This is a genomic window from Mycoplasma sp. 246B (genome assembly GCF_054353935.1).
On sequence record NZ_JBTHHM010000007.1, the window covers coordinates 1 to 13,250 of the forward strand.

The window sequence follows — 13,250 nt, forward strand, 5'->3', positions numbered from 1 at the left end:
ATAGCTAAATTACTTTTATCCCTAGACTCCATCCTTTCACTTCATCAGCGTAAGTTAACTATGCTCAAGAATCTTAAGAAAAAATTGTTAGAAAAAATGTTTGTTTAATTCACCAAACACAAAATAATTAAGTATTTAATTTATATCATAATATAGTAATATAATCATTTACTTAAATGTTAAATTGTTATAAAATATCCTAATTAAGAGGTTAAAATGAAAAAGAAAAAATTTTATTTAAGTATTTTAAAAGGAACAGTTTTTGTTTTACCAATTACAACCATTGCAGCATCTGGTTGTGATTTATTAAATTCAGAAAAACAAGATAAGCAAGAACCTGGTGTTATTCCTATTAAGGGTAATCCCGAACCCTTACCTGTTAATCCATCTCCGCTTCCTGTTCCATCTCCAATTGAAAATCCTTCTCATCCCAATCAACCTGTCGAACCTATTGGAACTATTAAACCACCAAAGCAAAATGTTTCAACACCAACAGAACCAGTAGAACCCCAAAAACCTATCGATACAAAACCTGATAACGAAACAAGTGGTGGGATGCAAAATCCAACACCTTTACAAAAAAAAGATTTTCTTTTTGGTAACATCCTTAAAATTCAACCTAATGAAGTTTATTGAGCAAACGGACTTAGTCAAGAACAAAAGGATGCTGCATTAAATGCTTATAATAAACCTTCGGTTTCTAATATTGAAGATATTAAAGAAAAAACAGATAATACAGGAAGAAAATATTTAGAATACCAAGATCCTTTTACTAATGTTTTATTTAGAGATTATGCATATCCAATCGAAGGTACAAAAGATTTTAGATACCTTCTCGGAAAGCACGGATTGATTGCTTTAGCACAAGAATTTAAACGTAAAGTTCCTTTTGGCCCAGAAGTATATGATTTGCAGGCTATAAATATTGATGATTTTAATGTAATCAATGCACAGGCAAACGGATTATACATTCCAAATATTAAAAATATTTTTATTAACGGTAGTAATTATGCTGAAAAGGGATTTAATGAATATGAAATAATTGGTGGTCTAATGCCAACTATTTTCCATGAATATATGCACCATTGATCAGATTCATATTCTGAGGCAACCTTACCTAGCACACCAACTGCTTTAATAGATCAAAGAATTAGAGAAAACACTAAGTTTGCTACTATTGTTTACTATAATCCAGGTTTAAATATTGAAGAAAATGACAACAGTCACTCACATGGACTAAAACAATATTGAAATTCTTATTTTGCTAATAATTTCTATAAACTATTAAATTATGATGTTGATGAAATAGGATATATTTCTGATGAAGATGCTGTGATATTTAACAGATTTAATGATGGAACATTTATGGATAATCTAGATAATTTCCTATTTAGACGTCTTTCTCCTCGAGACATCTGAGAAATAGCAAATGATGAAAATGCACCAAGAAGATTACAAAGATTTCAAGGTGTTGATAATTTTTACTACTCACCATCCTTAGCTTTTAAACTTGATTATGGAAGATTAAAATATAATTATTCATTAACCGAGTTGGTTCCTCGAGAATACTCTAAATATGCTTTTGAATCATATTTTTCAATCAATGCACCAAATCAAGCCGCATATAATGACACACAACAAAAAGCAACAATTAACTGATTCGGTGTTCATTATTTTAAAAACGATGGAAACGGAAATATTTCAAAATACTTCAGTCCTTCTGCGATAGCTGAAGATTGATCAAAAGTATATATGAACAACTTTGATAGCAGTTATCGCCAAGGAACTTTCTTGAATGGATATCGAACTTTAGATGGACAAAATGACACTAGAGTAGTAAATGCGACTATGACACCTAACTCTGTATTTGATATACGACCATATATTTTTGAAAGAGATTATCCGGTAGGTTATGACATTTTAGGTCAACCAGTTTATGAAAAAAGACTCTACCATTTACCTGAAAGAAAAACAATCAACCGTTCTCAAAAGTTTTATGATTTATTTTTAGCGACTATGGGATACGGAAAATCAATTAATCAGATGTTTTATCAAAACCAATGGGGTTGAAATAATAAGCAAGTTTATGTCGATGAGACTAAAGCAAACCAAATCAAATTCTCAGGTTTTCTTCCGACTAAAAAATACACCGGTTTAGTTTTAAAAGATCCTAGCTCTACAAACTATACCAAAGCTTATTTCAACTATTATGATACATTTTCTTTCTTTGGACATAAAACTCTTGATACAGGTGCAACAGTAGTTAAAAACGGGTATATAACAGATGATCGCAAGGAACAAATTGCTAATCGTATTTATCCTGGACACAGTAATGATACATCGATGCCAGAATTAAACAGAGCATATTACAATTATATTACTAAGGATTTTGTTAGTGTAAAACCTGATCAACAAGTATTTTTATGAGAAGACAAAAACAATGATGGACAAGTACAATCTGATGAACTTAATACTTCTGATATTAGTTTACCAAAAAACAGATGAGTTACATCTGGTCGTGCCTGAAATACTAGTCAACCAGCATTTAAAAAGTTTAAGTTATCACAAAATGCAGATGGAAAGGTTTATATTAGATTAGCCTAATGCAGTGAGATTTCAACGAATTAAAGGTGGGTTCAATCGTCAATGTCCAAGCATATAAACACGATGGATTTTTATACCGTCAGTGATCTAATACCAAGGTGATTTTTCATAATAAAAGACATATTGTGCTTTCGTTAAAAGGAACTAAGGTTACTGAATCACAAAGTAATGGTAAAGGATGAAAATACAAAGATGATGCTATTTGATTTATACCTAAAAATTCATTATACAATACTATTGTTTTATTAAAGAAGGGATTGGGTAATTCTTTTTATACTAATTTAGCATCATATCCTATCTATGAAGAAGATACAATTAAATTTATTGATTATGATTTAGATCTAAAAAGTTATCCGAACAAAGATTTACAAATAGTTGATAAAGAAGAATTTAAAACCAATTCTGCTAAGTTTAAATATCCCAAAGAGCTAAAAGAAATGATTTATAAGGAAATAACTGAAGTTGTTAATTTATATAACAACGATAAATACTTCTTTAATGATGAAATAATTCTTTATTATCTTGAAATTATGTTAAAAGATAAATTAATCGATCAAAAAACTTATATGAGTTTTTATAAAATGTATCATAAAAATTATCAAGAAGAAACTCAGATGCTAAAACAACTTAGCAACTACAGTGTAAAAAGATTATACAAAAAGCAAGTATAAACTTGTTTTTATTTTACTTTCAGCATCAACAATAACTCGGTATAAATAGAATTCATTTTGGTAACTGAAACTGCTACGTTTTTTATCAACATCCTTTTGTTTTTATACTGCAATAAATTTATATCTTCACTATTTAAAAGTTGTTTTGGTTTCTTTTTTTTAAATTTCTTTATGTAATTTTTATAAAACTAAATAAGTAAAAAATAAATATTTTACTCAAAAAAACTAATTACGCTCAATAATTTGTTTTGTATCTAAATTAATTATTGTGCTGGGTTTTCCGCTTCCTACTCCAAAATCATAAACATTTTTTATCATTGGAAATACTTTTTGAGCATCTTTTATATTTATCGGTTTGTGTCCAGAAATATTGGCACTTGATACATACATTGGTCCATTTTTAATAAGAAAATTAATTAATTGATTATTATTTGGAATTCTGAAACCTTGGTTATTTACAATTATAGTAGTTGCTCCGGGTCACTTTTGTTTTGCTATATCATCTGCTTGTTTATTTCACTGTTTAAACTTTCTTACTTGTTCAATGTTACCAATTAAGATTATAACTTTTTTGTCTGTTTTTCTTTGCTTAAGTCTATATATTTGCTCTAAAATATCATCTCGAACGGGTCCACCGAGCCCTACTACTGTATCTGTTGAACATATAAACATTTCATCATAAACTGAATTCATATCGCCTTCCTTAAATATATTTTACTACAAAAGAACAAGGATATCCTTGTTCTATTTATTTAAATATAAATTCTATATTTGGTTCACCTTTAGAATCAAAAGTAAGTTTTTGATTACCTAAATCAACTAAATATGATTTAGATAATAATTTTATTAAAGATGTTTTAGTTAATGAGCCAGATATTATTTTTATTACCTCTGATGTAGGATCGTAATACTTTTTCATATCCTTAACTCATATTCAAGTATCGTTTAGATTATTCTGGATTAAATCCTCAAATTTTTTAAATCTTCTTTGCTGAGTTTTTGTTATTGTATGTGGTTTTTTAAATGTCTCAAGAATATTTTTGCTAAAAAAGTATTGTGATTTATAAGGTTTTAATTTTATAACTGATTCAGTTATTTCCTTGTGTAATTTTATTGATTCAGTCAATTTACTTATTTTACTTTCTTTTTGTTTTATATCTATTATTATTTTATTATTAGATATATCTATTTTTTCAACACTATTATTAATAACTGAATATAATTTGTCATTAAAAACATATCAATCTAAATTGCTATCATATGAAAAATCATATCAAGGTTCGGTTGATTTAGTGCGAGGTTTATAATCAGGTGAATAACTGACATCTAATTCATCTAATTCTCGAACAAATAAAAGATTAATTAATAATTTATTTGTACTTTTTATAGGTAGTATTTCCACTACCATGTTATTCTTATTGTTATAAAATATTTTATTCTTATCTGAAAATATATTTTTTATCTTGTCATAGGTTCAATTGAAATTATATGAATCTTTTATTTTAATAAATGGTAATTTTTTATTCGAATCCTCTGCAATAACTTTATAAAATGCATTTTCTTTGTCAATAATTTTGTCTAAATCAAGATTATCATCTGTGAATATAAAATTATTTATTAACAATTCTTTTTTTAGTGAATCTATATATAAATCATTTTTTCTTTCATATTCTGTTTCTTTCTCTTCTTCAATAGTTTCATACTTACTACATGCAACAGATGTGGGTAAGATGCTAATTGCCAATAAACTAGATAAAATTTTTATTTTTTTGTCTAACATACTATGTCTTTAATTTACTTCTTGATTCATATATTGCGTTTCTATCAGTTAAGATATAATACATATATTTAGTTTGTAAAAATATGTCTCTAAAATTTTTTCTAAGTTTTATTTGCAGTGTTGCTTCATAGGGTCAATCTTTATAATATTGTTTAGAAAGCATTATTCGATTTGTTGCAGAACCATAATCATCAGAAAAGGATTTATAATTAGATTTCATTGTAGAAACATGATACTGTTTATATATTCATTCAGGAGTAGCATATATTTCACTTTTTATATGTACATCAAATATATTTACATATTTTTGAATGGTTTGTTTTGAAAGTTTTTCCCACTCACGATATCATTGTTGAAATAAATCTGAATAACTAGAATAAACAGCAAGAAAATTATCACTTCCAGAAATTAATGTTTTATAATTAATTTCTTTATCATTTGAGTAAAGATCTCGTATGCTCTGCTTATGAACATTATCTGCAAAAAATTTCATTCTCTCTCAATTAAAAAAACCTGCACCAATATTGTCTGGTAAGTCAAATATATGATCTCCATATTTTCTTAAATCAAAACTTGCCATTAAAATTGCTTTTAACTCCGGAACATCAAATTCTGAATCTGGTCTTTTTATTGTTTCAAGTAAAGCAGAAGCTGCTAGAATAACTGGAGTGGAATTACTTGTCCCACTTCATCTAGTTACATCTGGATCATCAAGGGTTGTATCTGTGTTATATCAATTATCATTTAATAAAAGCGATTGATCTGAAAACTCTGTTGGTCCTAAACCTAATGGTGAATCTTCAAAGTTCTTTATTTTTATTTGCGAATAATCTTTTATCTTATCTGTATAAAAATCATATGCTCCTATTATAAATGTATTTTTGCTTCTTTGAATTTGACTGGGTTTTTTTCAAAATTCATTATTTATATCCAATAGTTCATTAAATTTTATTAACAAATTTTTTATTTCACTGTCTATCTCATTTTCATTTATATAATCAGATAATGTTTCCTTAAATATTTTAACTTTTTCTATTATTCCAGTACCAAAATTACCAGCAGAAATAAAAAATTTCATATTATTATCAAAAGCATATTTGTCTAGCAAAGCACCCTCTTCTGAATAATCTTTATTTATAATCTTTTCTAATTGTCATATTATATCGTTAATTTTTGATGTATTCTTTTCTTTTATAAAATCTTCAAATTCTTCTTTATTCAAATAATTTAAAACATTATCAGAATAACTCATATTAATGTATTTAACACCGTTTTTTCGGAAGAATTCTAGGTTTTCAGTCAATATATCTAAATCACTTGCTGCATAATTTCTTTTAAAGCTTGTTGAATAAATTTCTGCATTCTTAAGTAAACCACCATCACCAGCAATTATTGATGCTATATTTGTTGCATGCTCGTTTTTTTCTCAATAATTCAAAAATGTAGATTTATTGTTTTCAAATTTAAATATTTTTTCGTCAGTCAATCTTGAATCATATACAACTCTATCGCTATTAACTAAATTTTGATCATTTGCATATTTGATAATGTTATAGTTATCTAAAGGTAGCTGCTCATCAATATTATTAGTTGTTTTACCGTTGAATTTCATCATTCTAAAATCAACTAAACCAGCATCTATAATACCGATTTTTATCTTTTTGTCTGTCCTCTCATATATTCCTAATTTATCCCATAAAGTCTTAAAAATTGTGTCATACTTCTTAATATTTCTTGGTTGATTATTAAATATAGCAGACATTGTCAATGGAATAAATGTAATACCAATTAAAGCAATTACTTGTTTTATTATTTTTCTGACTTTCATAATAACTCCTAATAAAATTATACTCTTTTATATGAAATTATTTCCAATTATTATATTCAATCAATTTCGACTTATAAATTTACTATAAAATATCTATAATTTTTTTCTTTTGTATATAATTTACATATGCCAGAATACCCAGAAGTCACAGTTGTACAAAAATCTTTAAACAAACACATTAAAAATCAAAAAATAACTAAGGTTGAAGTAAAAATTACCAAACTTATTAAAAACACTGATACACAAGGTTTTATTAACTTTTTAGTTAATAAAACGATTATCAATGTAGAAAACTTTGGTAAATTTTTGGTATTTAATTTTAATGATAAAAGTCGACTAATTTCGCATCTGAGAATGTCTGGTAAATATTTTATTAGAGAATTAAACGACCCACTTTTATATGCTTATAAACATGATTGTATATACTTTCGGTTAGAAAATAAAGTCTTAGTTTATAATGATTCTCGGATGTTTGGGTCCTTTGAGATAATTGAAAATACAGACAAAAGAAGTTTATATCAAATTAAAAATCTTGGATTACTTCCTGCTGATACAGATGTGGATAGACTATTCGAAAAGTTAAAGCACAAAAGCATTAGTATAAAAAAGGTTCTACTTGATCAATCACTTGTTCTAGGAATTGGTAATATCTATGCTGATGAATCCTTACATCGTTCTAAAATATACCCTATGACCCCTGCTAATAAAATATGTAAACAAGAACTTAAAACTTTGCTGATGAATGCTCAAATGATAATGGATGATTCGATTGTAAAAGGTGGAAGTAGTGTTCATACATATTCTTCTGTTAATGGGATAACTGGTAAGTTTCAAAATGATTTGTATGTTTACGGAAGAGAAAAGAAGCAATGCTTACAATGTAAGAAAACAGATATAATAAAAGTAAAATTAGATTTTAAAGAAAACGGTAGAGGAACATCATATTGTCCTACTTGCCAAAAGGAGAAAAGTGTCTAAAAAATTAACTTTAGTTATTGATATGCTTAATGGTTTTACAAAATTCGGTCCTTTATCTAGTCCAAGAATTAATTCGATTATTCCTAATATTGCTAATGTTTTGAAACATTCTGAAAATATTTTGTTTGTCTGTGATGCTCATTCTGAAAATGATTTAGAAATGCAGCAATACCCTATACATTGTTTAAAAGGTTCTGATGAGGCAAAAGTTGTTGACGAACTCCAACCATATTTAGATTCTAAAAATGCTAATATTGTTTATAAAACTACTACAAACGGATTTTACGATGTTGATCCAAAGTTTTGGGATCTTTATGATGAATTTGAATTCGTAGGTTGCTGCACCGATATTTGTGTATTACAGTTTGTTCTTAGTTTAAAAACTTGATTCAATAAAATTGGCAGTGACAAAAAGATTTCAGTTATCTCAAGTGCTGTTGAAACATTTGATACTCCAGAGCATAATGGGGGCATTATGCACAATAATGCTTTGAAACTCATGGAAAATGCAGGGATTAAAATTGAAAAATAATACATTAGATTTGCATGGTGCATACACACAAGATGCAAAACCTAAAATCCAAGAAATGATAATGGATTTAGAAGATTTAAGAGTATCAGAAGTTGAAATAATCACCGGTAAAGGTAGTGGTGCTTTGCAAACTACTTTAGAAGATTTTATTCGAAACTATAACAAAACACATAAAATAAAGTTGGTTTATAAAACTATAAATCAAGGTGGTTCATATCTTATTTATTTAGAACAGCAAGATAGATTTTCATATGATGAATATCATTATTATAATGCAATTAAAAAAAGAATTTCAGATGACTTTGATAAAATGGTTTCTGAATTTAAGAAATAATCCGTTTATACTATAAACAAGGAATAAACGGATTTTAATATCAATTATTTCGTTGCAATAAAATTTTCTCATTTAACTCTTGTTTCTTTGTTTGAATTTCTTCTTTTCTTTTATTAACAATAAAAATCATTTGTTCTAAAAATAAGTCGCGCATTACTCTATCATTTCATATTTTCTTAGATAACCTAAGTGAAGGTAAAATTTCAATCGGAATTTCTTGTGAACCTTTAATTTTATGAATATCATCGTGTTTTATTAATAAGGGCGGATTTTTTTTATTAGTTAAACTTTTTAGATATTCGATATATTTATCATAGGTTAATATTTGTGCATTTAATGACTGAATTTCACGACGTATATCAAAAATTTTACCTATTAATTTATGTGCTGTAAACTTATTTTTATATAAAAATGCTAATTTCTTGCTGTCATCAAGATTATATATTCTGAGATCATTATGCATCTGGTTTTTAACTTTTGCATCTATATGATATATATTTCTTCCATCTAATAACATTGCTAAACCATATCAACAGGCAATTCTACCATCTTCGGTATTTTGTTTTATCATAGATAAAACAGGGTGTTTTATAGTTTTTGCAATGTTTTTAATGTTTTCAAAATACTTAGAAGTAGAAAATATTGAATCTGGGACTACATTATCAAGCTTAACCTGGATAGTTGAAAAATTTTTAACTGATATTTTAAAAAGTTTCTCCATAATTCAATTTTCTGGTCCAGCTCCTCAACCATAAAATACACAATTTGATGCAACAGGGATAAAGTCTTTATCACCAATCAATGTTTGTATATCTTTTGTTATTTTCTCTCTAAGTTGAATTAGTGCTTTTTCATATGTGATATTTTTAAAACGGATGATTCCAAATCTGTTTTTGTAACTACCACCCTTAAAAGTTCCGATAGAATAACAATAAGGTAAATCTTTATGGTAATTTACACTATCTTTAAGTTTGCTCTTGTGAATATTTAAATAATTAACTGTAACTGCTTCAAAATCAATAAAAAAGGTTTGTTTTTCCATATTACTCCTTTATTTTTAAAATTTCTATTTTTGATTTTATAAGCTTTTCTTCTAGTTCTGCAATTCTATTCAACTCATTTTCTAAAGACTGTGCTTGTGCTAAGATCGGTTTAGTTACTGGATCTTTTGGAGCGAAAAGTTCACAGGTTTCATTAGCTGCAATAACTGAAATATCATGTGTGTTTATTTCTTTTGCTATATTTATAATTTCATTTTTATCATAGGTTAAAAGTGGCCTTAAAACAGGTAAATTTGTAACACTTCCAATTGTATACATTGATTCTAGAGTTTGTGAAGCTACCTGTCCCAAGTTTTCACCATTAGAAATACCTAAATACCCATATTTTTGTGCTAACTTATCTGCAATACGGTAAAAACTGCGTCGCATTAGATTGATTTTGTATGCAGGTTTTGACACAAATGAAATATAGTTCATCAGATGTGAATAATCTGCCTGAATCAAATGTGAACTTATTTGATATTTATTTAAAACTTTAACAAGTGATATTATTTTATTAACAGTTTTTTTATCAGTTTGTGGTGGAGTTAAAAAAGTAAGAAAATCAACTTTAACTCCTCGCTTCATCATCAAATATGCAGCAACAGGAGAATCAAATCCACCAGAAATTAAGTGCAAGACTTTACCAGATATCCCTACTGGTAATCCTCCTAATCCTTTAATATATTCAGAAAAGACATATGTATATTTATTGCGAACTTCTAGATAAATTATTTGATTCGGATGATGCACATCTACTTTGGTTTTTGTTTTACTTAAAATAAATCCACCTAATAAGTTATTTAATTGTGCTGAATTATATTCAAATTTCTTATTATTCCTTCTTGCTTCAATTTTAAAGGTTTTAGAATCAGGTTTTAATAACTTTAATGATGCTTCTTTAAATGCTTCTAACGAATTTTCTACTACCAAAACAGGAGAATACGAACTAATACCAAATACATAATTTAGTTTCTTTATATTTTCCTCACTATAAGGTAGATACATTCGATCAAATTCTACATCAGGTTTTATACCAACTATATGTGTTATGTTATTTGAAAGTTGATTGATAAATAACTTGCGATTACCTTTCTTTAAAACTAACTCTCCGTACCGAATTAAAATTTTATTATACATATATCTCCTAACTTGTTTTTATGTAGTTTTTTAGTTTAAAATAAGAAATTTTATACTCATTGTTTTCTATATTAATTTTAAGGTTAAATAATTGGTTTTTTGATTCATTTTTTTTATTTTCAAATCTTGGATTTTCCATAATATATATCGATAAAGCATCATACATTTTTTTATATTCTAAATTTTCTGAAAGAACTTTTATTAAATTTATTATAGAACTAATTCAGTTGTTTCATCTTTGCTTTTCATCGGTATAAATAAGTTTAAATTTATTTTTGTTAAAATGTTCAAACTCTTGCCTTATATGTTCCTTCTTGATTTCAATACTTTTTGTTTTGGGTAAATTTTCGTTAGATATTAAAGAGTAATAAATATTCTGAATTCGTATAATTTCTTTATTATATCCATATATTTTTGCTTCTCTTTGATTTTGTTTTTGTCTGTAAATATTTATCTGTATTTGTTCAAATTTTTTTAAAACTTCTGATGTTTTCTCTAATAAGTCATCTGCACTCTTGCTATCTTTATAAAGGTTTTCAACAGATGTTTTTAAATTTGAAAAATCATCTTTATTACTTTTACCACTTAAATTAAGCGACAAAAGTTTTTGATTAATATTTTCTAAAAGGTTTTGAATTTTTTCTTTATTATCAAGTAAATATGACTTAATCCAATTTCTCTTATTTGTCTCTATTTCATGAATAAACATTACTTTATAAATCTTTTTTACTTTATCGATTGTTACTAATGTATCTTGTTTTTTTCACTCTTCTGTTTGTTTTTTTCAACTTTTACTTAATTTAGTATAAAAATCAACATCTTGTTTTTGGTTTATTTTGCTATTAATAAGAGATGATAAATGTGCATATAAAGCAAAATCTAATTTTTCAGAAGCATAAAAAAACTCTATAAGTTTGTTTCCATATTGTCTTAAATTATCAAAAACACTTCTTAATTCTTCAAAATTACCAAATCTTTTTTGTTTATCAGCTTTAGTCACAGTTGTTCTTATATCTTCTATTTTCTTTTGAATATACGGATGAAACTGGATTCCATTATATTTTGTGTTGTTTAATGAAATAATTAAATCATCAGTTACATCTAAAAAAACTGCTACATTTTGCTCAATATCATTTCATTTAGTCGTAAATGGCTGCGATTTTTTATCAAATAACATTTGTTTTTTTAGATATAACTTATATTTTTTTCTTAATTTAAGAAAAAAACCATATGTTTTAATAAGCTTTCGATGTTCATTTTGAATATTATATAGACTTTGTTGTTCTTTAAATTCCGAACTTATTGTTTTCAATGTTTTTTGAATTTCGGTTAAATCAGAATAAATACTTATATATTCATAAACATTATTTTGTAAAGTGTTTACTTTTTTTAAATTATTAATATTGTCATTTTGATATGATGATATTTTATAATCCATATTTTGGGCGTTTTTATGCATCAAAATAAAAAAAACAGACCTTAAAAAAAGGACAAATAAAAATGTTATTAAAGTAATTAAAATTGATATTACAATTCAAAAAACTATATGCATTTTACTCCTATATATATTATAAAGAAATAATTATATTTGGAGTATTATTTTAAAATTAAGTTCACGGTTGCCGGTATCCCTACTTCGTATGCTACTTTTTCAAATTGATTAATATTATATTGGTTTGCTTTTCCAGGATATAATAATTTTTGATAAACTGCATCGGTAGATTTTTGAATTCTTTTGGTAACAAGATATAAAAATTCAGGTGACACAACAACTTTATTATTTTTATAAATTAGTTTGATAATAAAATGTCCAAAGAATAAATTAATTTCTTTGATACCATCCTTTACATTTGTAATTGCTCTAGAAAAATTGTTATAACCAATACCAAAAATTCTAGGAAATCTTGTATGTGTATGTGGTGCTAAATTCGCTTCATTTAACTTAGATAAACCTATATTATGTAAATAATATGCAGAGTGTCCATATTCGCTTGTTTGTGGTAACAAATATCATTTTAAGAACTTAAAACTAAATTTATCTAAATTACTTAAAAAACCCATTCAGTTGTTTGATAATAATTCACTTAATTTTGATTCATTATTTTGCACTTGTAAAAATTGATTTTTAAATTCGTTTCAGTTTAATTGTTCATCTTGTTTAGGATTTTTGATATTAAAATATTCTGCAACCTTTAAAATATTTGCATTTTCTTTGTTTATATTTAAGTCTTCTTGATTGCTATTTTGATTGCAACTTATTGCTGTTATCGGAATAATTTGTAAAGTAAGTGCTGTAAAAATTTTTTTCATCGATCTCCTATATTACTATTTAGTAATATTATA

At 26.2% G+C, this 13,250-nt stretch carries 12 protein-coding genes; 5 read left to right on the forward strand and 7 right to left on the reverse strand.

The genetic code is table 4. The annotated features are described in order from the left end of the window. Positions 1–216 precede the first annotated feature (216 nt). Together ACXYRR_RS03055 and ACXYRR_RS03060 are read left to right on the forward strand one after the other, a co-directional pair. Entirely contained in the window at positions 217–2,604 is a 2,388-nt protein-coding gene (locus ACXYRR_RS03055) for an MYPU_1760 family metalloprotease (protein WP_458597828.1), read from the forward strand. Next, the gene (locus ACXYRR_RS03060; RefSeq protein ID WP_458597830.1) at positions 2,604–3,275 is read left to right on the forward strand and encodes a DUF402 domain-containing protein; all 672 of its coding nucleotides are present in this window, start codon (positions 2,604–2,606) and stop codon (positions 3,273–3,275) included. Before ACXYRR_RS03055 ends, ACXYRR_RS03060 begins: the two co-directional genes overlap by 1 nt. Positions 3,276–3,500: 225 nt before the next feature. Here ACXYRR_RS03060 and ACXYRR_RS03065 read toward each other — a convergent pair whose 3' ends face one another. Genes ACXYRR_RS03065 through ACXYRR_RS03075 form a run of 3 tightly spaced genes read right to left on the reverse strand, consistent with a single transcriptional unit; the run spans position 3,501 to position 6,883 of the window. Further along, positions 3,501–3,968 carry an L-threonylcarbamoyladenylate synthase gene (locus tag ACXYRR_RS03065; protein WP_458597832.1) on the reverse strand — a complete coding sequence of 156 codons (468 nt, stop codon included), beginning with the start codon at positions 3,966–3,968 and terminating at the stop codon, positions 3,501–3,503. A gap of 55 nt (positions 3,969–4,023) precedes the next feature. Next, positions 4,024–5,055: a hypothetical protein gene (locus tag ACXYRR_RS03070; protein WP_458597833.1), complete on the reverse strand. Its 1,032-nt coding sequence runs from the start codon at positions 5,053–5,055 to the stop codon at positions 4,024–4,026. A gap of 1 nt (position 5,056) precedes the next feature. Further along, complete coding sequence (locus ACXYRR_RS03075; protein WP_458597835.1) at positions 5,057–6,883, reverse strand: S8 family serine peptidase; 1,827 nt, start codon at positions 6,881–6,883, stop codon at positions 5,057–5,059. A gap of 126 nt (positions 6,884–7,009) precedes the next feature. Here ACXYRR_RS03075 and mutM point away from each other — a divergent pair, with 126 nt between their 5' ends. From mutM to ACXYRR_RS03090, 3 genes are read left to right on the forward strand one after another with little or no spacing between them, the layout of a single operon-like run. After that, on the forward strand, positions 7,010–7,861 hold the full coding sequence (gene mutM, locus ACXYRR_RS03080; protein ID WP_458597837.1) for a bifunctional DNA-formamidopyrimidine glycosylase/DNA-(apurinic or apyrimidinic site) lyase: 852 nt from the start codon (positions 7,010–7,012) through the stop codon (positions 7,859–7,861). Beyond that, a complete protein-coding gene (locus ACXYRR_RS03085; protein WP_435128616.1) occupies positions 7,854–8,393 on the forward strand; it encodes a cysteine hydrolase family protein in 540 nt (179 codons plus the stop codon). The genes mutM and ACXYRR_RS03085 overlap by 8 nt, the downstream gene beginning before the upstream one ends. Continuing rightward, positions 8,383–8,727 (forward strand): Smr/MutS family protein, encoded by a 345-nt coding sequence (locus ACXYRR_RS03090; protein ID WP_458597839.1) that lies wholly within the window; start codon positions 8,383–8,385, stop codon positions 8,725–8,727. The genes ACXYRR_RS03085 and ACXYRR_RS03090 overlap by 11 nt, the downstream gene beginning before the upstream one ends. A gap of 34 nt (positions 8,728–8,761) precedes the next feature. On the opposite strand, the gene ACXYRR_RS03095 is transcribed toward ACXYRR_RS03090, so the two are convergent. From ACXYRR_RS03095 to ACXYRR_RS03110, 4 genes are all read right to left on the reverse strand, one after another. After that, complete coding sequence (locus ACXYRR_RS03095) at positions 8,762–9,769, reverse strand: hypothetical protein (RefSeq protein WP_458597841.1); 1,008 nt, start codon at positions 9,767–9,769, stop codon at positions 8,762–8,764. A 1-nt stretch (position 9,770) separates the two neighbouring features. Next, a complete protein-coding gene (gene thiI, locus ACXYRR_RS03100) occupies positions 9,771–10,907 on the reverse strand; it encodes a tRNA uracil 4-sulfurtransferase ThiI (RefSeq protein ID WP_458597843.1) in 1,137 nt (378 codons plus the stop codon). Positions 10,908–10,914: 7 nt separating this feature from the next. After that, complete coding sequence (locus tag ACXYRR_RS03105; protein WP_458597845.1) at positions 10,915–12,345, reverse strand: hypothetical protein; 1,431 nt, start codon at positions 12,343–12,345, stop codon at positions 10,915–10,917. Between the two features lie 158 nt (positions 12,346–12,503). After that, complete coding sequence (locus ACXYRR_RS03110; RefSeq protein WP_458597847.1) at positions 12,504–13,217, reverse strand: hypothetical protein; 714 nt, start codon at positions 13,215–13,217, stop codon at positions 12,504–12,506. Positions 13,218–13,250: the final 33 nt, after the last annotated feature.